24 protein-coding genes are annotated in these 26,050 nt (G+C 30.8%); 19 read left to right on the forward strand and 5 right to left on the reverse strand.

Annotated elements, in window-relative coordinates:
- Nucleotides 1-86: 86 nt before the first annotated feature.
- The 3 genes from I6U51_RS12740 (at nucleotide 87) to I6U51_RS12750 (ending at nucleotide 1,810) form a co-directional block, all read left to right on the forward strand.
- The gene (locus I6U51_RS12740) at nucleotides 87-737 is read left to right on the forward strand and encodes an amino acid ABC transporter permease (protein ID WP_211142994.1); all 651 of its coding nucleotides are present in this window, start codon (nucleotides 87-89) and stop codon (nucleotides 735-737) included.
- Nucleotides 730-1,452: an ATP-binding cassette domain-containing protein gene (locus tag I6U51_RS12745; RefSeq protein ID WP_211142995.1), complete on the forward strand. Its 723-nt coding sequence runs from the start codon at nucleotides 730-732 to the stop codon at nucleotides 1,450-1,452. The genes I6U51_RS12740 and I6U51_RS12745 overlap by 8 nt, the downstream gene beginning before the upstream one ends.
- Nucleotides 1,453-1,579: 127 nt before the next feature.
- Nucleotides 1,580-1,810, forward strand: a complete 231-nt coding sequence (locus I6U51_RS12750; RefSeq protein ID WP_211142996.1) for a DUF3892 domain-containing protein — start codon at nucleotides 1,580-1,582, stop codon at nucleotides 1,808-1,810.
- 85 nt (nucleotides 1,811-1,895) lie between these two features.
- Here I6U51_RS12750 and I6U51_RS24780 read toward each other — a convergent pair whose 3' ends face one another.
- From I6U51_RS24780 to I6U51_RS12775, 5 genes are all read right to left on the reverse strand, one after another.
- Complete coding sequence (locus I6U51_RS24780; protein WP_246517323.1) at nucleotides 1,896-2,435, reverse strand: hypothetical protein; 540 nt, start codon at nucleotides 2,433-2,435, stop codon at nucleotides 1,896-1,898.
- Between the two features lie 31 nt (nucleotides 2,436-2,466).
- Nucleotides 2,467-2,901 (reverse strand): cell wall hydrolase, encoded by a 435-nt coding sequence (locus tag I6U51_RS12760; RefSeq protein WP_211142997.1) that lies wholly within the window; start codon nucleotides 2,899-2,901, stop codon nucleotides 2,467-2,469.
- Between the two features lie 233 nt (nucleotides 2,902-3,134).
- Nucleotides 3,135-3,944, reverse strand: a complete 810-nt coding sequence (locus I6U51_RS12765; RefSeq protein ID WP_211142998.1) for a DUF2935 domain-containing protein — start codon at nucleotides 3,942-3,944, stop codon at nucleotides 3,135-3,137.
- 119 nt (nucleotides 3,945-4,063) lie between these two features.
- Nucleotides 4,064-4,324, reverse strand: coding sequence for a spore coat protein (locus I6U51_RS12770; protein WP_211142999.1), 261 nt, complete (start codon nucleotides 4,322-4,324; stop codon nucleotides 4,064-4,066).
- A gap of 25 nt (nucleotides 4,325-4,349) precedes the next feature.
- Nucleotides 4,350-4,556 (reverse strand): hypothetical protein, encoded by a 207-nt coding sequence (locus tag I6U51_RS12775; RefSeq protein ID WP_211143000.1) that lies wholly within the window; start codon nucleotides 4,554-4,556, stop codon nucleotides 4,350-4,352.
- Between the two features lie 622 nt (nucleotides 4,557-5,178).
- On the opposite strand from I6U51_RS12775, the gene I6U51_RS12780 reads away from it, so the two are divergent.
- The 16 genes from I6U51_RS12780 to rfbC all read left to right on the forward strand — a co-directional run bounded on the left by I6U51_RS12780 (nucleotide 5,179) and on the right by rfbC (nucleotide 25,993).
- A complete protein-coding gene (locus I6U51_RS12780; protein WP_211143001.1) occupies nucleotides 5,179-6,576 on the forward strand; it encodes a putative bifunctional diguanylate cyclase/phosphodiesterase in 1,398 nt (465 codons plus the stop codon).
- A gap of 268 nt (nucleotides 6,577-6,844) precedes the next feature.
- On the forward strand, nucleotides 6,845-7,714 hold the full coding sequence (locus tag I6U51_RS12785) for a DegV family protein (protein ID WP_211143002.1): 870 nt from the start codon (nucleotides 6,845-6,847) through the stop codon (nucleotides 7,712-7,714).
- A gap of 445 nt (nucleotides 7,715-8,159) precedes the next feature.
- Nucleotides 8,160-9,212, forward strand: coding sequence for a cell wall-binding repeat-containing protein (locus I6U51_RS12790; RefSeq protein WP_211143003.1), 1,053 nt, complete (start codon nucleotides 8,160-8,162; stop codon nucleotides 9,210-9,212).
- Nucleotides 9,213-9,790: 578 nt separating this feature from the next.
- Entirely contained in the window at nucleotides 9,791-13,519 is a 3,729-nt protein-coding gene (locus I6U51_RS12795) for a cell wall-binding repeat-containing protein (RefSeq protein ID WP_211143004.1), read from the forward strand.
- A gap of 499 nt (nucleotides 13,520-14,018) precedes the next feature.
- Entirely contained in the window at nucleotides 14,019-15,854 is a 1,836-nt protein-coding gene (locus tag I6U51_RS12800; protein WP_211143005.1) for an O-antigen ligase family protein, read from the forward strand.
- A gap of 195 nt (nucleotides 15,855-16,049) precedes the next feature.
- Nucleotides 16,050-16,823 carry a sugar phosphate nucleotidyltransferase gene (locus I6U51_RS12805; RefSeq protein ID WP_211143006.1) on the forward strand — a complete coding sequence of 258 codons (774 nt, stop codon included), beginning with the start codon at nucleotides 16,050-16,052 and terminating at the stop codon, nucleotides 16,821-16,823.
- A 12-nt stretch (nucleotides 16,824-16,835) separates the two neighbouring features.
- The gene (gene rfbD, locus I6U51_RS12810) at nucleotides 16,836-17,717 is read left to right on the forward strand and encodes a dTDP-4-dehydrorhamnose reductase (protein ID WP_211143007.1); all 882 of its coding nucleotides are present in this window, start codon (nucleotides 16,836-16,838) and stop codon (nucleotides 17,715-17,717) included.
- A 130-nt stretch (nucleotides 17,718-17,847) separates the two neighbouring features.
- On the forward strand, nucleotides 17,848-18,633 hold the full coding sequence (locus I6U51_RS12815; RefSeq protein ID WP_211143008.1) for an ABC transporter permease: 786 nt from the start codon (nucleotides 17,848-17,850) through the stop codon (nucleotides 18,631-18,633).
- A gap of 25 nt (nucleotides 18,634-18,658) precedes the next feature.
- Nucleotides 18,659-19,393 (forward strand): ABC transporter ATP-binding protein, encoded by a 735-nt coding sequence (locus tag I6U51_RS12820; protein WP_211143009.1) that lies wholly within the window; start codon nucleotides 18,659-18,661, stop codon nucleotides 19,391-19,393.
- Nucleotides 19,394-19,470: 77 nt separating this feature from the next.
- Nucleotides 19,471-20,418 carry a glycosyltransferase gene (locus I6U51_RS12825; RefSeq protein ID WP_211143010.1) on the forward strand — a complete coding sequence of 316 codons (948 nt, stop codon included), beginning with the start codon at nucleotides 19,471-19,473 and terminating at the stop codon, nucleotides 20,416-20,418.
- Complete coding sequence (locus I6U51_RS12830; protein ID WP_211143011.1) at nucleotides 20,396-21,592, forward strand: glycosyltransferase; 1,197 nt, start codon at nucleotides 20,396-20,398, stop codon at nucleotides 21,590-21,592. The genes I6U51_RS12825 and I6U51_RS12830 overlap by 23 nt, the downstream gene beginning before the upstream one ends.
- Before the next feature lie 162 nt (nucleotides 21,593-21,754).
- Complete coding sequence (locus I6U51_RS12835; RefSeq protein WP_211143012.1) at nucleotides 21,755-22,576, forward strand: N-acetyltransferase; 822 nt, start codon at nucleotides 21,755-21,757, stop codon at nucleotides 22,574-22,576.
- Nucleotides 22,577-22,584: 8 nt separating this feature from the next.
- The gene (locus I6U51_RS12840) at nucleotides 22,585-22,992 is read left to right on the forward strand and encodes a sugar 3,4-ketoisomerase (protein ID WP_211143013.1); all 408 of its coding nucleotides are present in this window, start codon (nucleotides 22,585-22,587) and stop codon (nucleotides 22,990-22,992) included.
- A gap of 15 nt (nucleotides 22,993-23,007) precedes the next feature.
- Nucleotides 23,008-24,105 carry a DegT/DnrJ/EryC1/StrS family aminotransferase gene (locus I6U51_RS12845; protein WP_211143014.1) on the forward strand — a complete coding sequence of 366 codons (1,098 nt, stop codon included), beginning with the start codon at nucleotides 23,008-23,010 and terminating at the stop codon, nucleotides 24,103-24,105.
- Nucleotides 24,106-24,315: 210 nt separating this feature from the next.
- Nucleotides 24,316-25,374, forward strand: a complete 1,059-nt coding sequence (gene rfbB, locus I6U51_RS12850) for a dTDP-glucose 4,6-dehydratase (protein WP_211143015.1) — start codon at nucleotides 24,316-24,318, stop codon at nucleotides 25,372-25,374.
- A gap of 76 nt (nucleotides 25,375-25,450) precedes the next feature.
- Nucleotides 25,451-25,993: a dTDP-4-dehydrorhamnose 3,5-epimerase gene (gene rfbC, locus I6U51_RS12855; protein ID WP_211143016.1), complete on the forward strand. Its 543-nt coding sequence runs from the start codon at nucleotides 25,451-25,453 to the stop codon at nucleotides 25,991-25,993.
- Nucleotides 25,994-26,050 lie beyond the last annotated feature (57 nt).

A 26,050-nucleotide genomic window follows, 5' to 3' on the forward strand; every position in this document is an offset into this window, starting at 1 on the left:
AATTTATTTCTGTGTACATTATTTTTTACCACTTTAATTTGACGCAGAAAAATATTTAATTTAATATAAAATGGGAGGACGTAGTATTGGATTTCAGTTTTTTATCTAATTATTATATGTTTTTTGTTAATGGAGCTAAGTTTACAATTTTCCTAGCATTCTTTACAGTTTTAATTGGTGTAATGCTTGGAGTTGTTTTAGCTCTGATGAAGTTATCGAATAAAAAGATTTTAAATTTAATAGCAACTGCTTATGTAGAATTTATAAGAGGAACTCCGGTGCTTGTACAATTATATATTGTATTCTATGGTCTTCCGCACATAGGAATTAGTCTTCCAGACTTTGTTGCTGGTATAATAGCACTATCAGTTAATAGTTCTGCATATGTAGCAGAAATAATACGTGCGGGTATACAGGCAGTAGATAAAGGACAAATGGAAGCTGCAAGGTCATTAGGTATGCCTCCAGCAATGTCTATGAGATATATAATAATACCTCAAGCTATTAAAAATATATTGCCTGCATTAGGTAATGAATTTATAGTTGTTATAAAAGAATCTTCTATAGCATCTATAATAGGTATACATGAGCTTATGTATAATGCTGATACTGTAAGAGGTAACATATTCCAACCTTTCGAACCTTTAATTGTAGCAGCGATAATGTACTTCTTAATGACATTTACACTTTCAAAAATTGTAGGTACCTTTGAAAGGAGAATGAAGACAAGTGATTAAAGTAAATGGTTTGCATAAAAAGTTTGATAAGTTACATGTTCTTAAAGGAATAGACATAGAAATAAAACAAGGTGAAGTTGTTGTTGTTATAGGACCAAGTGGCTCCGGTAAAAGTACCTTTTTAAGATGTCTTAATTTACTGGAAGAACCTACTGAAGGTGAAATTGTTTTTGAAGGTATATCTATAACAGACAAAGGTACAGATATAAATAAACTAAGACAAAAGATGGGAATGGTGTTTCAGCAATTTAACTTATTCCCACATTTAAGCGTTTTAGATAATATAACTATATCACCTAAAAAGTTGAAAGGCATGTCTGATGAAGAAGCTAAGAGAATTGCCTTTGATTTGTTAAAGAGAATAGGTCTTGACGATAAAGCAAATAGCTACCCAGGACAGTTATCTGGTGGACAAAAGCAGAGAATAGCTATAGCAAGAGCACTTGCTATGTCACCAGATGTTATGTTATTTGACGAGCCAACTTCAGCTCTTGACCCAGAAATGGTAGGAGAAGTTCTAGATGTTATGAAAGAGCTTGCAGCAGAAGGTATGACAATGGTCGTGGTTACTCATGAGATGGGCTTTGCAAAAGAAGTTGGAGATAGAGTTATATTTATGGATCAAGGAAATATAATTGAAGAAAATGTACCAGAAGAATTATTCGGAAATCCACAGCATCCAAGAACTAAGGATTTCTTAGGAAAAGTATTATAGAACAGAGTACAGAGGACAGTGAAGGTGAGTTTTATTCCTTCACTGTCCTTTGTCAATTATCCTCTAAGGTGAATAAATCTGTATATATTACGGATTTATTCAAATACTATCACTAGGAGGGATGATCATGGAAGAAAAATCAAAAGTAATAAAAGTTAAAAAAAATAATGATGGAGACATAACAGATGTAATGCTGGAAAACGGAAATGTATATTCTATAGATGAAGCAATAATGATGGCAAAAGATAATCTGATTCAAGGAGTAAACGTTGGTACAGCTAGAAATGGAAGACATTATTTAAGAAGCAATCCTAATGATAAAGATAATGATAATTTAGACAATATGCCAAGTTTTTAGAAAATAATATGAACATCTCAAAGTAAACAAAGTAAGATTAGCAAAAGCTAATCTTACTTTGTTTATTAATCTGATGAGTATAATCTTAAGGTGTCCTTGGAGTGCCAGCAGGAGCTTGTGGGAATATATCTACAAATTTAATTGAATATATATCTCCCAGTACGTCAGTACCAGTATATTCGTCTCTTAGAATTATATAACTTATACCCACATTTTCTAAAAGTCCCACACGGTCTTGTAAGGTACCTGTTCCAAGTAAGAAGGTCACTCTTACCCTTCTGCCTATCTGAGTTCTTAAGTAACCTTGAGTATAGTTAGTGTCTAATACCACAGGTGCACCGGGTGCTGTTACAAAAGGAGAAGGTGTTACTCCGACAGTGCCAGGTGCACCTATTCCTGTAGGTGTAGGACCTGGTGTGCCTCCTGGTGTAGGTGCGCCAGCGCTAGTGCCCCCAGGGATTGCTTCTACGTTCTCCATCTCAGTATCTTGCATAGGACCTTGCATAGGACCTCCTTGGAACATTCCACCTGGACTCATTCCGCCTGGGAACATAGATGGACTAGGCATTGGCGGCATGGCTCTATATCCTGAGTTCATGTGATTTAAGTAACAGTTTGGAAACATAAGTATACCTCCAAAAAATATTTATGAATTATTAGGTTTCAAAATAAAGTGCCGTAGGATTATAGAAGCAGTGCTTTACTATAGCTACCTGGAAACTGCCACTACCATTATATGGGAAGGTGTAAGGACATGGTCCGAAGGGATTAAAGTACCATAACGAAGCACCAACAGTAAATAGCTTGTGGCCAGAAAGGGCCCAATCGGCTATATCGTAATGTATCTGCTCTGGTGGGTTAGCCCAAATAGTTTGGGGATTAGCTACTCCTCCAAGTACTGGGCGAACACAGTCAAACTGTCCTTCTTGATAGATTATCTTTCTTAAGTCACCTTGGCCTATCCTTTGATATTCACCAGATGAGACGTTCACTCTATTCATAACAACACTGGCAACTGCTTTCATGCCGTTCTCGCCTTCACCACCAGCCTCACACTTAATAATTCTAGCCAGAAGTTCTCTGTCATCCATATAATTCACCTCAATAATTAGTTACAATATCATTTTATTTATCAAAAGTCTAAAAGGTTCTAGTTATTTACGCTTTTGTATAAAAATAAAGCTTTTTAACAGAGTACATAATAGCCTTCAATGGACACTTAAATGGTATAATAACCATATCAGCCACCTGCTAAAGTAACAGTACTTTGTCCTTAAGATTAATCAATCCCATTAACTATAATATGATAGAGGTACATAAAAGGTTACACATTAATTCGAGGTTTTGTAGGATCACATTCAGATGATTTTACATCAGATACTTTAGATAACTTTGTAAGATAATAGCATTCTTCCCTGTACATATGATCTGTCGTAAGAGGCATTAAGGTACCAAGTACTTTTTTATCTAAAATTAGTTTTTCTAATTCCTTTAAAAATTTTTTGAAAGAATTCATTTCTAAATCAGCATCTTGATTTAACTTATGAAGTGCAGGAAAATCACTCAATCCTGTTCTCATATACCCTTTGAATTCGTTAGACTTTAGATACAGATTATCAAATTCTTTAGCATATTTTTTGCTTACTTTTATTAGAGCTTTTTCAGACGTATCTAAGCTGCTTCCTATAGAGGAGGCGTGGCCAGATCCGTCAAGTAACCATAGCAGATGATAATGTAAAGGGTGAGATAAGTTGCTATGATCATTCATCATACAATTTAAGATAAGTAAGTACTCATCCAATTCATTAACCATGTGATTAATAAAGGTTGGAGGCAAATTAATCTTTATTTTACCTGCCAATTGTTGAGAAAGAATCTGAAGTTTAAAGTTGCGAAGATTATTTGCAGAATTATAAGCTGATGTGTTTAATGAATTAATTTCTTCTATTGTGAGATCTCTTCGAGCTTTTTCAAGAAGGTTATCAAATAAGTGTATAAAATGATTAGCTGTCTGTATTTTATCTTTTTCTTCTGGAGATAGGGAGTTTAGAATAAAACGTGAATGGTCTCCTAATATTTGGAGCCAGAAGCGGTGTTCAAATAATATTTCATCTCTGTAATCAATAAATTTCAAAAGATACCTCCAAAAAAAATCTCTACATTGTATAATATTCAGTTAATATGAAATTGTTACAAAAAAATGAAGCATTTTCATATAAAAGTATAAACATGAAAAGCTTCATTTTTAGATGGTTATTTTAATTCATTCATCATCTGAGTTGCTTGATTCTTTAGCAGCATAACATCGTTATCCTGCGCATCCTTTGTTGTATACCATCCCTTTTGTTTCATAGCATCAAATACCTTAAATTGAACATCTTGAACACCCTTAAAGTTGTTAACTAGCACATTTCTAAGATTTTCACAGGAAGTTTCAGTAATTCCTGTACTGTAGGCTGATATTACTTGTTTTTCGCTAGAGAGTAAATCCGTCATTAATTCTTTTTCATTCATAACAAATACCTCCGTAAATATTCAATTATTGATGAGAATCAAGATATGTTTTTAGTGAGTTAAAATTTTGCTTGTGAACCTGGCTAGCCTGATTGCATAAGTTTTTTAACTGAGTATCGCTGCACATAGATGAATACTCGTTAAATTTCTTATTCATAAGTGATTCGTAATTTAATTGATCTTCAAGCACTTTTAAATTATTAGCTTCTATTTGTTTGTTTTGAGCTGGCATAAAAATAGCCTCCTTCTTGTTTGAATTTGTTACAAGGTTATTATTCTCATTGAAGTTCATAAATATTAGTTTTATTTTTATATAGAGCTTAAAGGCCGAAAATTGACTTACACCCCGGGCTATGTTTCCAAGCTTCAGTCCGTTAAAAACTTTTAGTCAGTCTAAAGCTTGTGTTTTAGACGACCTAAGAACTTAGATAAACTCGCTCTGCTCAGACAGTATCTAAGATTCTAAGGTTGTCTTAAAACACTTCACTAAGACTGACACAAAGTTTTTAAATCTACCTTCAGCTTTGGAAACATAGCCCTTTGTGTAAGTCAATTTTCTAGTTTAAAACTCTGTACAGGGATAGAAATGCGAATTCTGTAACATACTTTAGCATACTAGGTTGCAAATAATATGAGCATACATATTATAAAGTGAAACTCCTTCTCCTATCGTCGAATGAGTAAGCGATCATATCAAAATCAGCACTCTGTGTAAGTGACTATTACCGAATCATAGATTTGGAATATCTACTTAAGATTTTGTATGCCTGCTTAAGTGAAATTTGGAGCAAATGGGGGGGGAAGTCAATCTGATTCTTAGCAGAAATTCTAATGAAAAGGTGGTTAGGGAAGAGATGACATTAATGATTTTGATTATATTTACCATAATAGTTATATGTATTCTAAGAAATGAAGTCTTTCTTCCAAGGGTTGAGCAAAAAAAGGTGGAAGAAATAGTTTGCCAAATGGCTTATTATGACCAGCTCACAAATTTGCCTAATAGGGCACTATTTTTTAAGAGAATGGAAGAGTTCATAATAGATACAAAGATTGATGATTGTATCATAGTCCTACTATATCTAGATTTTGATAGATTCAAACTTATAAATGATATAGTAGGCCATGATGCTGGAGATCAGTTTTTAAAAGAAATATCTGAGAAGATAAAATCAAATTTTCATGAAAACACAATTATTGCAAGATTAGGTGAGGGTGAGTTTGGAATAATTCTGCCAGGTGTAAAAGACGATAATGAGATAAAAGATAATTGTAGAAAGATATTAAGAATTATAAGTAACAGATGGGTATATGAGAATAATGTATTTAAAATTACCGTAAGTATAGGTATTGCTGTATATCCAAGGGATGGAAGAGATACAGCTACACTACTAAAGAATGCTGATATTGCTATGTATCGAGCAAAGGAACTTGGAGAAAATAGGTATGAATTTTATAGCCCTAATCTGAGTGAAAAGGCCCGTGAGCAAATATCTATGGAAAATTTGATAATGAAGGCTATAGATAATGATGAATTTATACTATACTATCAGCCTCAATTTAATATAATCACAAGAGAATGTACAGGTATAGAAGCACTTATAAGATGGAATAGTCCACAGCTAGGAATGACACCACCAGGAAAATTTATTCCTTTTGCAGAGCAGAATAGCTTAATTATGGAGATCGATAAATGGGTATTAAAAACTGTATGTAAGCAGTGCAGAGTATGGGAAGATTTAAATATAAGATCTAAAAGAGTTGCTATCAATATATCCTCAAAGCAGTTTGAAAATACAAAGTTTTTAAGCTTTGTAAAGAAAATATTAGAAGAAACAAGTGCAGAGGCAAGGTGGCTGGAATTTGAAATTACCGAAGGATCGCTTATGCAAAATCCAGATCGGGCAATTGAAACTCTAACTCAGCTTAGAGAGCTTGGAATAAAGATAGCACTAGATGACTTTGGGACAGGCTATTCTTCACTAGGGTATTTAAGTAAGTTTCCAATCGATAAAATAAAAATAGATAAAACCTTTATAAAGGACATTCCGGAAAATAAAGAAGATACTGCTATAGTAAAAACCATCATTGACCTGTGTAAAAATATAGGATCACTGGCTATAGCAGAAGGGGTAGAGACAGAAAAGCAGCTGCAGGTGTTGAGTAATTACGGCTGCGATGAAGTTCAGGGATATTTGTTTGGCAGACCTGTGCCCCTTGAAGAGGTAGAAAAAGTGCTTAGAAATACTATGTAGGGAAACTAACTGGAAAGTTAACGTATACGCTAGAATGACTATTTTTAGTTGAGAGCGAAGGACTTTTCTACTGTCCGCTCTCAACTATTTATTTTTTATCTTCTTCTATAAAAATTATCAATTTAGATTATAGTGTAAATAAAAAAATGGAAATGTATGTAAAAGTATAATAAAATGTACATATGGACAAATATATATAATATGGATATAATGCTAAATTATATTAAGGTTTATTTTACTAAAAGTAATTTTGCTGGGAGGGATTTAAATGGATACAGTAATATTAATCGATTCCTGTAGTGATTTACCACTTAAATATATAGAGGGAAATAGTATTCCTTATCTGCCTTTTACATATGAACTTAAAGGCGTTGAGCGTAAGGATGATTTTTGGGAAACTGCAAGTTATAAAGAATTTTATGATGCATTAAGAGCTGGAGAAATGTCTACTACATCACAGGTAAACTTTAAAATGTATTATGATGAATTTAAAAAGTATGTGGAACAAGGAAAATCAGTTATATATATAGGATTTTCTTCAGCGTTAAGCGGATCCACAAGTAGTGCGCAGCTAGCAAGAGAACAAATAATGGAAGAATATAAAAATGCTGATATAACAGTAATAGATAGTAAAAGCGCATCTTTAGGATTAGGGCTTTTGATTTACTACGCTTATGACATGCTTAAAAAAGGAGCTTCAAAAGATGAAATTATAAATTGGGTGGAACAAAATAAACTAAAAGTAAATCACTGGTTTACGCCAGAAGATTTAAATCATCTAAAAAGAGGGGGCAGAATATCCGGTACTGCAGCCATGGTTGGAACCTTGCTTCATATAAAGCCAATATTATTTGTAGATAACCAGGGAAGACTCATTCCTGTTGAAAAAGTAAAGGGGAGAAAGAAGGCCTTAAAGACTCTTGTAGAAAAATTAAGCAAGAAAATAGTTAATCCGGAAGAAGAGGTAATAGCTATAAGCCATGGAGATTGTATTGAGGATGCTGAGTATGTAAGAGATTTAATTCTTGAACAATACAAGGTTAAAGACGTAATTATAAACAACATTGGTCCTGTAATAGGTTCTCATACTGGAGCAGGTATAGTTGCGTTATTTTTTATGGGAGATTGTAGGGAATAGAGTTTAGTTTGAGTTGGGTATCTACACTTAAGGATTATAGAGATTCGATGAATTTTCTCATTCTAGAAATAGAAAAAATAACTGAATAGAACTTAGTATAAAAAAATTTTTTGAAGCGAAAAAGAATCTTTAATCGTCTATATTTATGAAGACTTAAAAGTTAAATTTAGGACACTTAAGCACAAATATGAAAAATGTATTAATGTTGGAGTTAATGACTCTTGTTTATATCATGGAATAATTTGTATCTTGAGGATACATTATCATTATAAGAATATATAAACTTTTTTGTTAAAACTACGAAACTAAATAGAGACATATAAATAAATTTTGGATTAGTTTTATAGCAAAACACCGATATATGGTGTATAATATGAAGAAAATACTACAAAGTGAAAAATTTTCATTAAATTGTAAGTATATTTAAGAATGGGAGGTAAACTTAATGGTTAAAGGAAGAAGATTTTTAAGCACTATGCTTACGGCATTGGTTCTTTCTATATCATTATGTGCAGCGAATGTACAAGCTGCTACAGTTACAAGAACTGATGGGGGATCAGGTGGAAGAATAGGTACAGCAAATAAAGTTGCTACAGACTTATTTGGAAAGGCATCAAATGTAATATTAGTAAATGGATATGGATATGCAGATGCTGTAAGTGCTACACCTCTTGCAAAACAACTTAATGCACCTATACTTTTAACAGCAGGTGGAAGTACTTTAGAGCCAGAGGTAGCAGCTACAATTCAAAATCTTGGAGCATCAAAAGTTTACATAGTAGGAGGAACTGGTGTAGTATCTCCATCAATAGAAACCAAGCTAAAAGCAAGCTATCAAGTTGAGCGTATAGCTGGAATAACAGATACTTCAAGAATGGGAACAAATGCAGAAGTTGCTAAAAGAGTATTAAGCCTTAGTGGTAAAAAAGGTGCTGTACTGGTAAATGGACAAGATGGATATGCAGATGCATTATCTGTAGCATCAATTGCAGCACAAAAAGGATATCCAGTATTATTTGGAACTTCAAAGGCAGTAGCATCTGGAGTAAAAGATGTTGTAACTTCAAATAGTTTATCAGTACTAGCTGTTGGAGGAGAGGGAGTTTTACCACAATCCGTAGTGGATTCTGTTGGTGGAAAAAAGATAACTCAAAATACTCCTGATAGATTTGCTACAAACTTAGCTGTATTAAGTTACTTTAAAAGTACTGATGGATTAGATTTCAGTAATGTTTATGTAGCAGCTGGTGGTGCTACAAACGATCAGTTTGCTGATGCTCTTGTTGCTTCTGCAGCAGCAGCAAAAACAGGTTCACCACTTATACTAAGTGGAGTTGGAGCAAATGCAAGTCAAATAGCTTCAGCTCACGACTATATTTTATCTAATGTAACAGATACTTCTAAAGTTGTAATAGTAGGTGGTACTGCATCTGTTTCAGACAGTATTATGAACAGTTTACAAGTAGGAGACAGTCTTGAAGTTATATCTATAGAGTAGATTGAAAATAAAAAAATGCACAATAAATTATTGGTAAGGATAGTATTATAATAAGATTTTCGCTGTCCTTCCAAATTTTTTTCCTCATAAGGAGGAATTTTCAATTATATGTAGAATATATTTAGACAACAAAATTATACATAAGCAGACATTGGATTTTTTAGTATCCTAGTATATTGGCAAATGGATATTGTGGTTAAATTTACTAGTAGCCAAGGTATAGAAAAACTAGAAATGATGTTGTATAATAGAATCATAGTAAAGATATTCTAATATATGAATAAATTAATAAATTATGATTATAGTAGAAATGACGCTTAAGTTATGATATAATTAAGTGTGAATTTTGGAAATCTTATCTATGATAGGTTTTTTTGATAAAAATTAAATAAATTACACATAATTACTAGAATATGTAGTATAAATATGTTATAATTAATCCTGTTTTAAAAATATGACCGAGCTACAACGTTTTAAATAGGGCTTGGAAGTATTTTAATAAAGTATATATTTAAAAATATATATATATATTTTAGAATTTTAATTAAAATTCACTTAATCGAGGAGGGTATTACAATATGAGTAAAAAAGGTACAAAAGCACTTGCAAGTGCTACACTTATGTCCTTAGTTTTAACAACAGCTCTATCAGCTGGCCCAGTTAAAGCAGCAGCAGGACAAGCAGAAAGAATTGGAGCAGCTGACAGATATGCAACAGCAGCACAAGTTGCTACAAAGAACTGGACAACTAGCGACAATGTAGTATTAGTATCCGGTGAAGGTTATGCAGACGCAGTAAGTGCTTCAGCATTAGCTAAAAAATTAAATGCACCAATACTTTTAACTACAGCAAAAACATTAAGCACAGATACAGCTAGCGCATTATCAAAATTAGGTGCTAAAAATGTATATGTTGTTGGTGGAGAAGCTTCAGTTTCAACAGCAGTAAGAAATGAATTAAAGAAAACTTACAGCTTAGTAGAATTAGGCGGAGCTAACAGATACGAAACTAACGTAGCTGTAGCACAAAAATTAGTTGACTTAGGAGTAGATCCAAGCAGCGTAATCATGGTTGGCGGAGAAGGATTCTCAGACGCTTTATCAGTAGCTCCAGTAGCAGCTGCTAAAGGACAAATCCTTTTACTAGGAATGAACAATGCTGACTACATGAAGCCAGTACTTGACTTTGTAGCTAAGAACAAGTCAAAAGTTACTGTAGTTGGAACTAAAAATGTTATAAGCGATTCTATATTAAGTACTGTTAATGGTACAAGAGTAGATGGTGGAAAAGATAGATGGGATACAAACCAAAAAGTTTTAGCTAACTTCAAAGATACAGTTAAAATGGATAAATTATATGTTGCTTCAGCAGCATACAATGCACAAGATAATGGATATGCAGATGCTCTAGTAGCTTCAGCTTTAGCTGGAAAATATGCTGCACCATTAGTATTAGTTGACAAAGACGGAAACGAAGGAACAACTAACGCTTTAAATTACATCAAAAACAATGCAAATAAATCAACTGACTTACAAGTTGTTGGTGGAACAGGTGTTGTTTCAGACGGTCTTTTAGGAAAAATAACAGAAGCTGTTACTGGAGTTAAACCAGGCCCAGGAAACACAACTGTTAAATCAGTAGAAGCAGTTGATTTAAACCAATTAAGAGTAAATTTCAACACTGATGTTGATTCAGATTCAGCTGAAGATGTAGGAAACTACAAAATAGATGGTTCTACTTTAAGTGACAAAGATGCAGTAGCAGTACTTGGAGATGACAACAGAACTCTTTTAATTACATTAAAACAACCAAAAGAACAACAAAAACAATATACAGTTTCAGTTAAGCAAGGAGTTTTAACTGCAGATAAATCAGGTTCTATAGATGCATTTGATCAAAAGATATCATTCTCAGACACAACTGCACCAGCAATAGCATCTGTATCTGTAAAAGGAAACAACAAGATAACAGTTAACTTTACAGAACCTGTTAAGATACCAGTAACTGCAGTTGGTAGTGTGAACCCTACTAACGACTTTATTTCAAAGTTTAAGATAAATGGACAAAACATATCAAGTTTTGGATTAGATACTACAGTAACTGAAGTTGACCACCAAATAGCTACTACAACAGCAGCTAGAATTGAATCTGACAAAGATAGTGTTTGGGCAGATAAAGTAGACTTCTACTTCTCTACAAAACTTCCAGCTGGAAGCAACACTTTAAAGGTTTCTGATGGAACTGCTAATGGAGTATTAAGTGATGCAGCAGGATTTATAGTTAAAGAAAAAGAAGAAAACTTCAATGTTGATACTGTAAGCACTAAACCAGTAATTAAAGAAGTAAAAGCTAGCACAGATAATACTATAAAAATAATATTTGACAGACCAATGGATACTAAAACAGCTAAAGTTATTAGTAACTATAAATTAAACAATGACTCTCTATCTGGAAAAGTAGATCCAAAAGATATTTCTTTAAAAGAAGGAGATTGTACTGTTAAGATTAAGCATGTTCCAGGCATCAACTTTGGTTCAAATACAATATATGTAAGTAACAGCGTAAAGGATGCTTATGGCAATAAGGTTGCTGATGATACAAGAGTAAACTTTACAATGGAAAAAGATGAAACAAAACCAACAGTAACTAGTGTTAGAATGGTAGATAGTGAAACTATTCGTATGTCATTTAGCAAAGATATAGATGCATCTTATGCAATTAAAGCAGCTAACTATACATTAAAAGATGCAAGTAATGTAGATATTAGCAGTCATATAAGATTAGTTAAACCATCTTATAAGAGTGTTTCTGATTCTGTAACATCAGGTGCTATTAAAGATGATACATTTGGTGCTGATAACTCATGGGATATAAAACTTTATAAAAATGCTTATGATTATCAAACAATTGGAAAAGGAAAAACTTATGATCCTGTTACACAAGCAACTACAATTGCCCAATTAAAGAACGATGATTGGAGATTAACAGCTGCTAAATATACTTTAATTATTAAAAACTTAGCAGATACTACGGCTAATAAAAATGTTATGGATGATTCTACAAATACAATAAATGGATCAGACGATGTAGCACCTAAGATGAATGCTAATGCTTATGCAAAAGATAAGCATAAAGTTGTTGTAACTTTCTCAGAAGCAATGGATGGATCTCAATTAGATAAATTAGACAATTATAAGTACAAGAATGCTGCAGGAGATAGTAAGCAATTACCATCCGATACAAAGATTACAGTTGGAAACGATGATAAGAGTGTAACATTAGAGTTCCCAGACAACTACTATACAGATCTTGGCGATGGTACAACAGTTGATGGAACAAATATTACAAGTTATGATAATGACAACAGAATAAGAGGTATTCTTGCATCAAACTTAAAGGATTTACAAGGAAACTTAATAGATTCATTTAATAATTCTTCAACAATAAGTGCTTCTGCAACAGGTTCTTTTGCATATAAAGATAGCACTTACAGAATACAAAAAGACGGAGATGATCTATTAGTTAAAGTACAATTCCAAAATGCTATAGATCCAGATTCAGCACTTAAAGAATACTTTATGGTTGCAGGCCAAACTCCTGATAGCGTAAGTGTTAGCGGATCAGATGTTATCTTAAGATTCAATAATGATGATCACACAGATAGCAGCGCTAACATAGTAGATGAATATACTGCAAATCATGCTAAAAATGGTTTAACAAACTTATCTGGCAGCACAGATAAAGCTGACAAAGCTGATATAATCAAGCTTTGGGGATCATTTGCAAAAGTTCAAGTAAAAGCTACAGATGCACAAGGAAAGAACGGTCTTAAAGATATAACTGGAGCTTCAATTGCTACTGATGCTCAATTCCATGATCTTGTATCAAGAGCATATGACTACTTAGCAGCACCAGAAACTACTTCAGATTACTGGTATGCAACAACACAAGCAGGAACTACAGATGCAGCAGTTGTATTAACATTCGATACAGTTCTTGATCCAATATACTCAGGTGTTAAGGCTGATGACTTCAGATTCAACGTAGGCGGAACAGAAGTTAAAGCTGAAAGAGTTGTAGTTAAAGGAAACTCTCTAGTATTCTTATTTGAAAATGACAAACAAGTATTTGCAAATGGAAAAGCAAACAAGAAGAAAGTTTCTGTATCATTAAAGAATGCTAATATTGACGTAGAAGCATTAAGAGATGACAACAGCAATAATGCTAAGTTTGTTCCATCTTCTGATGATAAGACTAAGACAAGAGATATAATTCTTGTTGATACTGACATAACTTCTCAAAGATAATAAATAAAATCAATATATGAGGGGAAGGGCTTACCTTCCTCTTATATATCTCTTATTCATATAAATATTTCATATTAATTTATTTTTATATATGAACGGAAAAAATAAATTAATTGCTTTCTAAATAATTCAACTCAATTATCATAAACATGGTTAGGTCACATACTAACTGAAAAACTAATTACAACATGTTAAAAAGGCCATTGTATAAGGTACTAATATGTACTCTATCCAATGGTCTTTTATTTTTTAGATTAAGTAGTTAACGGAAGTATTAAAATAATTAAATTTTGCATAAAAGAATAATCTTTGAATATAAAAGAAATATTAAATATTAATTTAAATTCAATATTTGACAAAGGGAATATGTAAGAATTGGGAATGCCAATATAAAAGATGCAACAAATAAGTTGAAATAACATGTAAAATGCACTAATATTAATAATATATGTTATATTTAGTAACGTTATTTTTATTAGAATAGTATGGAGGTAAGAAAATGTATGATGATATGTATAAGGATTTATATGGTGAAGAATATGAAGGAAATTGGTATTCGGTAATACCTTTAATTTTTCTAGTATCTTTAGTTCCTTTAATAGTTTATGGTAAAGCTATGAAGCTTACAGGTGATTATTTTAAATATTGGAATGGAAGCAGTCAAAGTTTAGACTTTTTCTCTTATTATAAAGGTATATGGATAATGGTATTCACAATAATAGCTTTAATTATTTTAGGAGTAAAACTAGTTTCTAAAGAGATAAAAATACATAAAAATACCATATATATACCTATGATTATATATTCAATACTAATAGTTTTATCTACAGTTTTCTCAGATTTTAAAGGAATATCAATCTGGGGCTTTGTTGAAAGATATGAAGGTATGATAGTACTTTTGTGTTATATGCTTATATTATTTACAACTATAAATATAGTCAAGGATAAAGCTGCCATTAAAGTTATACTTATTGCACTTATATGTTCTGCTTTAATAATAGGTACTATTGGAATTTTACAGTATTTTGGACATGATATATTTAAAACTATGACAGGAAAAAAATTAATTCTTCCATCACAGCTTCAGAATAGAGCAGCAAATTTGAAGTTTCAGTTTGGAGACAAGATGATATATGCTACTTTATATCACTATAATTATGTGGGTAGCTATATGGCTATGCTTTTCCCTTTAACTTTTACACTTTTTATTTTAATAAAAAACAAATTTTATAAAAGTATTATGGCACTAGTTAGTCTACTTATGTTTTTAAACCTAATCTTATGTCATTCACGTGCAGGGATTATTGGTGGAATAATAGCAATTCTAATACTTATTACAACCCTCAGAAAATATTTTATTGAAAACTGGAAACTTACAGCTGCAATATTAGTTGTGGCACTTATAGGTGGTGTAGGTTTTAATATATATTCTAAAGGAATGTTAAAAGCTAGAATTGGTTCTTTATTTGAGGATGCAGAAAGCTTAGCTAAAGCTTCTAACACATCTTTGCTTAGAGACGTGGTAGAAAAAGACAAATCATTACAAATAGTATTTTCAGATAAAACCCTAAAGATACAAAGTGATAATGATAATATAATATTTAAAGATGATAAAGACAATATTATAAATACTGAGAGAAATGTGCAAAGTGGACAAGTAGTTTTAAAAGAAGATAAATTCAAAGACCTTATTATAGATATGGAAGAATACTCTACGAGCACCGGTAAAAAATATACTATGAATATAACGAGAGGAAGTTTAAAAATACCTTTGATAATTAATAGTGGCCATTTTAGCTTTGTAAATGAGTATGGTGATTCTTTGGAAATAAAAGCTGCTGAGAAATGGGGACTTGAGGGAAAAGAGAAATTAGGTTCTGCTAGAGGATATATATGGTCAAGGAGCATACCGCTTTTAAAACATACAGTAATTCTAGGATATGGTCCAGACACCTTTGCAGCTAAGTTTCCACAAGATGATTATGTAGGAAAGCTTGTTGCTTATGATACAGTTTCTATGCTAGTGGATAAGGCTCATAACTTATATCTAGAGAATGCAATTAATATAGGAGTACTTGGATTAATATCATTTCTAGCAATGTTTGTTATATACTTTATGTCCTGTGCAAAGTTATATTTTAAAAATGAGTTTAATGATTTTTATTCCATAGTTGGGCTAGCTATATTTATTGCCATCTGCGGATATCTAGGGGCTGGGTTCTTTAATGATAGCGTTGTATCTGTAGCACCAGTATTTTGGGTGCTATTTGGAATGGGTGTTAGTGTTAACTATAAGTTAAAAAATAATAGAATTGATAAAGAGAATGTTAACTAAATAATATATAAGTTTGTAAAAAAGGTGTAACAATAGCTATTTCTGTGCTTGTTACACTTTTTTAAGTTTAAATAAACTTACATACGTGATATAATAAATATGTCAAAATATAGATTTATTAGTAAGCAAATATTTAATTGTGAATAATCACACACAATAAAAGCAATTGTATATGGAATTTTGGAGGGTTTAAAAATGAAAGGAATAATATTAGCAGGCGGAACAGGTTCAAGACTTTTTCCTTTAACAAAAGTAACAAATAAACACCTACTTCCAGTTGGAAAGTATCCAATGATAGACCATGTAATAGCAAAAATGAAACAAGCTGATGTAAATGACATAATGGTTATTACAGGTAAGGAACATATGGGAGCTGTTGTTAACTTACTAGGCAGTGGTTATAACTATGGTGTAAAATTTACATATAGAATTCAAGATCAACCAGGAGGAATAGCACAAGCACTTGGATTATGTGAGGATTTTGTGGGAACTGATAAATGCGTAGTAATTCTCGGCGATAATATATTTTCAGACAACATAGCGTCATTTGTAGAAAAGTTTAAAAATCAAGAGAAAGGTGCAAAAATTCTTATACAGCAGGTCAAAGATCCTGAAAGATATGGAGTTGCTGAACTTAAAGGAGACAATATAGTTTCTATAGAAGAAAAACCTAAAAAACCTAAAAGTAACTACTGCGTTACAGGAATATATATGTATGATAGCAGAGTATTTGATGTAATAAAAACATTAAAACCATCAGGAAGAGGAGAACTTGAAATTACAGATGTTAACAATTGGTATATAGAAGATGGTTCTTTAACCTACGATGTTTTAGAAAACTGGTGGACAGATGCTGGAACATTTGAGTCACTAGCTTATGCTAATAGTTTAGCTAAGGAAATAAATTTACATGAAATACTGAACAACACATATATAGCTAATTTAGAAGCAGCAGCATCAAAAGAGTAGGAGCGCAATAAAGTGAAAGTTTTAATTATTGGGGGAACTGGACAATTAGGCAGTCAAATTTATAATATATTAAAAACAGGTGCTTCTGAATTAGGTAGTATTAGTCGTATATATAGTTTAGCTGAGATTATATCAGTAGGTGCAGATGACTTAAATATAATAGATTTAAATTCTGTAAGGGAATATATCAGTAAAATAAAGCCAAACGTAATAATAAACTCCGCAGCTTATACAAATGTAGATGGTTGTGAAGAAAATTATGATCTAGCGTTTAAAGTAAATTCTCTAGGAGCAAGAAATGTTGCCATAGGATGTGAAGATATAGGAGCTAAACTTATTCATATATCTACAGATTATGTGTTTGAAGGTAAGGGAGTAGAACCTTACAAAGAAAGCGATATTCCATGTCCTATCAGTGCATATGGAAAAACGAAATTTTTAGGTGAGGAATATGTAAAGAGCTTTAGCAGCAGATATTTTATAGTAAGAACTGCATGGCTTTATGGATATAATGGCAAAAATTTTGTGAAAACTATTTTAAGTGTTGCAAAATATAAGGGGTATTTAGAAGTTGTAGATGATCAAAGAGGAAATCCTACTAATGCAGAAGATTTAGCTTATCACATTTTAAAGTTAGCTTTAACAGAAGAATACGGAATTTATCATTGTACAGGTACAGGAGAATGCAGTTGGTATGATTTTGCATGCAAAATTGTAGAATGCGCAGGTATAGATTGTATAGTTAAAGCTATAAAGTCAGATAAATTAACAAGAACTGCTAAAAGACCAGCGTACTCTTCCTTAGACAATATGATGCTTAGATGCTCAGTAGGAGATAAGATGAGGCAATGGGAAGATGCTCTTAAAGTATTTGTAGATAAGATAAAGATGTAGTTGTATGCTGTAAAGTTTTTAGTGCTTATGAATATAGTAGAGTAACTATCGTTATAAAGTTAATGTTTAAAATAGAATTTAGGAAAATACTAGTTATTTAAAATAATGATATTTAAAAGGGAACAGTAAAATGAATAAATTTAGAAATTATATATTAAATTTTTTGAAATATAAAAATTTGATATGGAAATTAACAGTAAAAGATCTAAAAGTAAAATATAAGAGATCATTTTTAGGTATAGCATGGAGTTTATTAAATCCATTGTTAACAATGATTGTATTAACAATTGTTTTCCAAAGCATATTTAGATTTAATATTGCTAACTTTCCAGTATATTTGATATCTGGACAAGTGCTTTTTAATTTTTTCTCAGAATCGACAAATTTGGCTATGTCATCCATATTTAGAGATGGACAATTGATTAAAAAGGTATATATACCCAAATATATATTCCCCATATCAAAGGTCTTATTTTCGTTCATTAATATGAGTATTTCTTTGATAGCAATATTTCTAGTGTGCATTTTAACAGGAGTTAAGTTGACCTATGCAGCAATTTTAGCACCATTGGGGCTTATATATATTGCTATTTTTAGTATGGGGTTTGGATTAATGTTATGCTCAATTGGAGTGTTTTTTAGAGATTTAGAACATATATATTCTGTAATTTTGACAATTTGGAGTTATTTAACTCCTGTATTTTATCCTATAAATATTATTCCTCAAAAATATATAATCTTTATATTATATAATCCTATGTACTATTTCATAGATTATTTTAGGCAAACAATACTATATGGAAATGTCCCTACGTTACAATTAAATTTAGTTTGTTTGGCATGTAGTGTTATTATGTTTATTATAGGATTATACATTTTTTACAAGTCGCAGGATAAATTTGTAGTTAATATATAACTATTTTAAGGAGTGATATCTAAATATGGAACCAATAATTACAGTTGAAAATGTTTCAATGAGTTTTAAAACATCAAATGAGAAAATAACTAATTTAAAGGAATTTGTAATTAAAAAGGTGAAAAATCAAATAACTTATAATGAATTTTTGGCTTTAAAGGATATTAGTTTTGAAATTAATAGGGGAGACATTTTCGGAATTTTAGGGTTAAATGGTGCTGGAAAGAGTACAATTCTTAAAGTCATTTCAGGAATTTTAAAACCTACTAAAGGTAAAGTATCCATTAAAGGGAAAATAGCTCCTTTAATAGAGCTAGGGGCAGGATTTGATCCCGAATTGACAGCAAGAGATAACATCTTTTTAAACGGTGCTATATTGGGATATGATGATAAATTTATTAAGAAAACTTTTGATGAAATAGTAGAGTTCTCAGAATTAAAAAATTTTTTGGATATACCAGTGAAGAATTTTTCTTCAGGAATGTACGCTAGATTAGGTTTTGCTATAGCTACTGCATTAACTCCAGATATTCTAATTGTAGATGAAATACTTTCTGTTGGGGATTTTAAATTTCAAGAAAAATGCCATGAAAAAATTCAGAATATGATCCAAAAGGGTACAACAATTGTTATAGTTTCACATTCAATTAAAGAAATTAGAGAGTTATGTAATAGAGGGATTGTATTAGAAAAAGGTGAAAAAGTTAAATATGGTAGTATTAATGAGGTATGTGATTACTACTTTCAAAAATATAATTAATGAAAAATAATAAAAGATTTACACAAACCATACTTTGACAAAGTTTAAAATTTTAAACTATAAATAGAAGGTAAAAGATGATGAACAATAAACCACTTATGACAGTTATAATTCTTTCATATAATAATATACAATATATCATACATGCGATACACTCGGTTATTATGCAGGATTATAATAACATACAGCTTGTAATAAGTGATGACTGTTCTGAACATTTTGATGAACAGAAGATATTAAGTTATATAAATAAACATAAGAGAGTTAATATTAAAGACGTAGTCATTTGTAAAAATGATAAGAATTTAGGCACAGTAAAGAATATTAATTCTGCCCTTAAACATGCAAATGGAAAATATATAAAATTACTTGCTGCTGATGATCAATTATATGACAATAGCGTATTAACGCAATTTGTAAAGTATCTAGAAACAACTGGGGTAATGATAGCAACTTCAACTTGTGCTGTATATGATGAAAAACTTGAGCAAATAAAGTACTTATATCCAGAAACTAACAATAGAAAACTTATTAAAAAGCTTCCTCCTAATAGGTTATATCGAAAGTTAGCAGTATGTAACATAATTGGAGGGGTAGGAGTATGCATGAGAAAAGATCTTTTGAATAAATACGGTCTTTTTGATGATAGATATCTTCTTACAGAGGATCTACCGACTTGGTTGATACTTTCGAGAAATGGTGTCAAGATAGGATATATTGACAATGTTACAGTAAAATATAGGCTTAATGGTGTGAGTAATGGGGAGAGCTCGCCATCTACTCAAATATTAAAAGATGATCTGGTCAAAATAATAGACAATGAGATACTACCTAACCGTTATATGCTTACTACATATGGAAGAAGAGAAGTTAAGTTCATACGTATGAATATGTGTCTTGAGAGAGATATATTGAAAAAAGCATTAAAAATGCTTTTATTTATGGATGTTATTGTATATAGAAAATTTAAGACTTTAAATTCATATTTAAGGAGATTAATATATGGAAAATTATCCAATTTTTAGTTTTATAATAGTATCTTATAGAAATTATCATTATATTTTCGAATGTATTGATTCAGTATTAACACAAGATTATCCTAATATCGAAATTATTATTAGCAATGATGGCTCTGATGATTTTGATGAAATGGAAATAAGAGATTACATAAATAGATATAAGAGTAAAAATATAAAAAGTGTTGTTATTAACAATAATTCAACAAATTTAGGTACGGTTAAAAATATCAATAAAGCACTTTCTTTTGCTACTGGGGAATATATTATGATAATTGCTGCTGATGATGCCTTATTTAATAATAGTGTATTTAGTAATTTTGCAAATTATTTTGAAGAAAATAAAGATATTTTGGTTGTTACTTCACAATGTAAAATGTATGATATTGATTTAAAAACATTCCAGACAAATGCAGTTCAACCTAATCAAGTACAGATGATTAAGAATTATACATCATTAGAACTTTATAATGAGATTTCTGTAGCATGTCTAATACCAGCTGGAGCATGTTGTTTTAGGCGTGAAATATATAGGAAGTATGGCTATTATGATGAAGAGATTTTTTTAATAGAAGACTGGTCATTTTTTCTTCGCATAGTGAGGATGGGGGCAAAGATAGGATGGCTTGATATTACAGCTATAAAACATAGAGATGGTGGTATTAGTCATGGTAATGTAAATAATGATACTAAAGCTATGTTTCATTACTATGATGATGTAATTAAAATTACAGAAAAAGAAATTCTGCCGTATATGAATATGTTAACGAGAGATAAAAGAAAGCATGTTAAAAAAGAATATAATAATGTAAAGATAGGATATGTAAAAAAGTACAAATGGCATCAATATTCGTTTTTAGATAAATTTATTTATTGCGTTACGCATTTCAGTACAATTTCTAATAAATTATTAGAAAAAACAGGAGTTAACCATAGAAATATGCTAGATAAACTTTCTTCAAAAAAACGTGTACTATTTATATTTGCAACTCTCATGTTACTTATATATTCAGTATGTGACTTTAAAAACCTAATGCCTACTACATATGCATTAATCATGAAACTTTTAGTAGGATATATAGGACTTACTTGTTTTATAAGTTCATTTGTAATTACTGGTCTTTTAATCTTAAGAAAGATGTTTAGGAAGGTTATGGTGCTAGGAAAGTTGTTTATAAAATAAAAAACAATAAAAATCTTCTGACAGAATAAGCAGAAAAGCAAGCTAAAACAATATGGATAACTAAGAATTATGGACAAAGTAATATAATAAGTAATACATGCATATCTGAATGTAAAAAAGATTTAAAGTTTTATAGTTAAGAAATTAATGGAGGAAGTTTGTATGTTTGATAGTACGGTTAAGATAGGTAATAATGTAACAATAAAAGAAGGAGTAAGGGTTGGCAAAAATGTTGTAATAGAGGATGATGTGTATCTAGATTATGATTGTATAATAAGAGATAATGTTCATATAAAAAAAGGTAGTTTCATAGGTGCGAGAAGTATACTTGGAGAATATTTAATGGATTTTTACAAAGATAAAGAAAATAAAGTACATCCACTTGTTATTGGTGAGAACTCATTAATAAGAACTGAAAATGTTATATATGGAGATACAGTTATAGGAGATAATTTTCAAAGTGGACATAAGGTTACAATAAGAGAAAATAATAAAATAGGTAATAATGTTAGAATAGGAACATTATCAGATATTCAACATCATTGTTATATAGGAAATTATATTAGTATACATAGCAATGTATTTATAGGAGAGGAAAGTAAAATAAATGATTATGTATGGATTTTTCCACATGTTGTTTTAACAAACGATCCAGCCCCCCCATCAAATGAGTTATTAGGTGTAACCATTGATTCCTTTGCGGTGATTGCAGCAAAAAGTGTTCTTCTACCAGGGGTACATATTCATGAAGATGCTTTAGTTGGTGCAGGAGCAATTGTTACTAAAGATGTTCCTAGTGAAACTGTTGTAGTAGGAAACCCTGCCAAAGAAATTTCCTCAGTTAGAAAGATAAAAAATAAGATTACAGGTGAGTATACTTATCCTTGGAGAAATACATTTAAAAGAGGCATGCCTTGGCAGGATTCAGACTACGAAACATGGATAAGAAATATGGATATTAATACGCTAAATATATATAAGTAGGTGGGTAAATGTTTAATACAGGTTTACTAAAATTTAGAGATATAAATGATAAATATGGTCATTTAACTCCTATAGAAGGTAAAATAGATGTACCATTTGAGATAAAGAGGATTTACTATATTACCCGAGTTCAAGAGGGGGTTACAAGAGGATTTCACTCTCATAGAAAATTACATCAAGTACTTATTTGCCTAAATGGTTCTGTTAATATAAGACTTAGAAATTCTAATGATGAAGAAGTTGTACAGCTTAATGATCCATCAATAGGATTATATATAGGTCCTTTAATATGGAGAGAGATGTTTGATTTTACAGAAGGAAGTGTACTCTTGGTTCTTGCATCTGAATACTATGATGAAAGTGATTATATAAGAAACCATGATTTTTATTTAGAAGAGGCTAGAAAAAGATTTTAAAAGGAAGTGTTAAATATGAATGTGCCGTTTGTAAGTTTCGAGCCTATGCATAAAGAAATAGAAAGCGAAATAGTTGATAAATTTAAAGAAGTGTATAATAAAAATTGGTTTATTCAAGGCGACGAAGTTAAAAAGTTTGAAGAAGAATTTGCAGCTTTTTGTGATGCTAAATATTGTATAGGATGTGGAAATGGACTTGATGCATTATATCTTATACTTAGAGGATATGATATAGGTGTTGGTGATGAAGTTATAGTTCCGTCTAATACATATATTGCTACAGCCTTAGCAGTTTCATATACAGGAGCAAAACCAGTATTTGTTGAACCAGATTTAAATACGTGTAATATAAACTCTGATTTAATAGAAAAGGTAATAACAGATAAAACAAAAGCAATAATGGCAGTTCATCTTTATGGTCAACCTGCAGATATAGATAGAATTAATGATATAGCACAAAAATATAATTTAAAAGTAATAGAAGATTCAGCACAAGCTCATGGGGCATTATACAAGGGCAGAAAAACAGGTAGCCTTGGAGATGCGGCAGGCTTTAGTTTTTATCCTGGTAAAAACTTAGGGGCGTTAGGAGATGCTGGGGCAGTTGTTACAAATGATAAAGAACTTGCAGATAAAATAAGAGCAATAGCAAACTATGGCTCAGATAAGAAATATCATCATATATATAAAGGTACAAATTCAAGACTTGATGAAATTCAAGCAGCGTTTTTAAGAATAAAATTAAAAAATTTGGGAAAATGGAATGAAGATAGAATTAGAATAGCACAAAAGTATTTGGAGGGAATAAATAATCCTAAAATAATAAAACCCAATATAGCAGGTTATGCAAAATGTGTATGGCATCTTTTTGTTATTAGAACTGAAAAAAGGGATGATTTTGTAAGATATTTAAATGATACTGGGGTAGGAACTACGATACACTATCCAATACCTATGCATATGCAAGATGCTTATGCTGATTTAGGCTACAAAAAAGAAGATTTTCCAATGGCAGAGCAAATATCAGATGAAGTTTTAAGTTTACCTATGTGGTATGGGATGAAAGATGAAGAAGTACAATATGTTATAAATACAATAAATAATTGGGAATAAAATACGGAAATATAAGTATAACAAGACTTTAGGTATACAGACTTTAGATTATATCCTACACTAAAATTAATAGATTTTTAGTATTATAAATTATATAAACTAAAGTAATTTGTTGAGAAAAGTATTTATAAAATCCTAATAGAATAAAGCAAGGGAAATTTAATTTTTTAGTTAATATAAAAATTTTAGATATTTTAATGAGGTGCTAGCATGAAAACATACTTAGTAACTGGTGGAGCTGGTTTTATCGGTTCCAATTTTATTCATTACATGTTAAAGAAATACAACAACATAAAAATAATAAATTTAGACAAGTTAACATATGCCGGAAATCTAGAAAATCTAAGAGAAATCCAAAATAATCCTAACTATATCTTTGTACAAGCGGATATTTGCGATAAAGAAGAAGTGGAAAATATATTTAAAAAATTTAATATAGATTATGTAATTAATTTTGCTGCAGAATCTCATGTAGATAGAAGTATAAGAGAACCGGAAGTATTTGTGAAAACAAATGTATTAGGAACGGTGAATCTCTTAAATATTGCTAAAACTTATTGGGAAACAGAAAAAGGTTTTAAAGAAGGAAAGAAATATATTCAGATATCTACAGATGAGGTTTATGGTTCACTTGGAGAAACAGGATTCTTTAAGGAAACAACACCGATTGATTCACATAGTCCATATTCATCTAGTAAAGCTTCAGCAGATTTAATGGTAAAAGCTTACTATGATACTTATAAAATGCCTATAAATATAACTAGGTGCTCTAATAACTATGGGCCTTATCAATTTCCAGAAAAACTTATACCTCTTATTATAAATAATTGTTTAAATAAAAATTCTCTTCCTGTATATGGAGATGGGCTAAATATTAGAGACTGGCTTTTTGTAGAAGATCACTGTAAAGCGATAGATATGGTAATTAATAGCGGAAGATTGGGTGAAGTTTATAATATAGGTGGACATAATGAGAGAACCAATATAAACATTGTAAAGACTGTAATATCCTATATTCATGATAATGTAGATTCCTCTGTAACAGAAGCTTTAATAAAATACGTAGAGGATAGAAAAGGTCATGATAGAAGATATGGCATAGACCCAACTAAGATAAAAAAAGAATTAGGTTGGCAGCCAGAAACTAAATTTGAAGGTGGAATAGTAAAAACTATACAATGGTATTTAGAAAATAAGCAATGGATGCAGAACGTTACCTCTGGAGAGTATCAAAAGTATTATGAAAAAATGTACTTAAAGCATAAATAAGTATAATTTGTATACTTAAGTTTAAAAATGCACAAATTTAAATTATAAACTCTTAATTCCTAAAAGGAGTGTTATTTTGAATAAGTTTAATTTTATAGAAACAAAAATAGAAGGTGCATATATAATAGAAACTGTTACATTTGGAGATAACAGGGGATATTTCATGGAAACTTATAATTATGAAGATTTTAAACTTGCTGGTTTAGACATGGTGTTTGTTCAAGATAATCAATCAAAGTCTAAAAAAGGAGTTTTACGTGGACTTCATTTTCAAAAGACTTACCCTCAGGGTAAGCTAGTAAGAGTAATAAAAGGTAAAGTTTTTGATGTGGCAGTAGATTTAAGAAAAACTTCAAGAACTTATGGTGAGTGGATAGGAATAATTTTATCAGAAGAAAACAAAAAGCAATTTTACATACCAGAAGGTTTTGCTCATGGATTTTTAGTTTTATCTGAAGAAGCAGAGTTTTGTTATAAGTGTACAGATTTTTATCATCCAGAAGATGAATCTGGAATAATTTGGAATGACCCGTATATAAATATTGATTGGCCAATAGAAGATATAGACGAATTAATATTGTCTGATAAGGATAAAAGTTTGTTGCCATTGAAGATTTAAGTTGATTAGAAAATAAAAATTAATTTTCTACACAGAAGAAATAACAAGGGGAAATGA

This window comes from Clostridium aciditolerans, from assembly GCF_016316925.1.
GTDB classification, from domain to species: Bacteria; Bacillota; Clostridia; order Clostridiales; family Clostridiaceae; genus Clostridium_AM; species Clostridium_AM aciditolerans.

Bases quoted from the DNA above. Each gene is read 5' to 3' on its own strand.
- I6U51_RS12805 (WP_211143006.1), top strand. From the start codon at position 16,050: ATGAAAGGAATAATATTAGCAGGCGGAACAGGTTCAAGACTTTTTCCT.
- rfbB (WP_211143015.1), top strand. From the start codon at position 24,316: ATGAAAACATACTTAGTAACTGGTGGAGCTGGTTTTATCGGTTCCAAT.
- I6U51_RS12845 (WP_211143014.1), top strand. From the start codon at position 23,008: ATGAATGTGCCGTTTGTAAGTTTCGAGCCTATGCATAAAGAAATAGAA.
- I6U51_RS12830 (WP_211143011.1), top strand. From the start codon at position 20,396: ATGGAAAATTATCCAATTTTTAGTTTTATAATAGTATCTTATAGAAAT.
- I6U51_RS12840 (WP_211143013.1), top strand. From the start codon at position 22,585: ATGTTTAATACAGGTTTACTAAAATTTAGAGATATAAATGATAAATAT.
- I6U51_RS12795 (WP_211143004.1), top strand. From the start codon at position 9,791: ATGAGTAAAAAAGGTACAAAAGCACTTGCAAGTGCTACACTTATGTCC.
- I6U51_RS12775 (WP_211143000.1), bottom strand. From the start codon at position 4,556: ATGCCAGCTCAAAACAAACAAATAGAAGCTAATAATTTAAAAGTGCTT.
- I6U51_RS12820 (WP_211143009.1), top strand. From the start codon at position 18,659: ATGGAACCAATAATTACAGTTGAAAATGTTTCAATGAGTTTTAAAACA.
- I6U51_RS12770 (WP_211142999.1), bottom strand. From the start codon at position 4,324: ATGAATGAAAAAGAATTAATGACGGATTTACTCTCTAGCGAAAAACAA.
- I6U51_RS12790 (WP_211143003.1), top strand. From the start codon at position 8,160: ATGGTTAAAGGAAGAAGATTTTTAAGCACTATGCTTACGGCATTGGTT.
- I6U51_RS12760 (WP_211142997.1), bottom strand. From the start codon at position 2,901: ATGGATGACAGAGAACTTCTGGCTAGAATTATTAAGTGTGAGGCTGGT.
- I6U51_RS12835 (WP_211143012.1), top strand. From the start codon at position 21,755: ATGTTTGATAGTACGGTTAAGATAGGTAATAATGTAACAATAAAAGAA.
- I6U51_RS12780 (WP_211143001.1), top strand. From the start codon at position 5,179: ATGACATTAATGATTTTGATTATATTTACCATAATAGTTATATGTATT.
- I6U51_RS12785 (WP_211143002.1), top strand. From the start codon at position 6,845: ATGGATACAGTAATATTAATCGATTCCTGTAGTGATTTACCACTTAAA.
- I6U51_RS12825 (WP_211143010.1), top strand. From the start codon at position 19,471: ATGATGAACAATAAACCACTTATGACAGTTATAATTCTTTCATATAAT.
- I6U51_RS12800 (WP_211143005.1), top strand. From the start codon at position 14,019: ATGTATGATGATATGTATAAGGATTTATATGGTGAAGAATATGAAGGA.
- I6U51_RS12815 (WP_211143008.1), top strand. From the start codon at position 17,848: ATGAATAAATTTAGAAATTATATATTAAATTTTTTGAAATATAAAAAT.
- I6U51_RS12750 (WP_211142996.1), top strand. From the start codon at position 1,580: ATGGAAGAAAAATCAAAAGTAATAAAAGTTAAAAAAAATAATGATGGA.
- I6U51_RS24780 (WP_246517323.1), bottom strand. From the start codon at position 2,435: ATGTTTCCAAACTGTTACTTAAATCACATGAACTCAGGATATAGAGCC.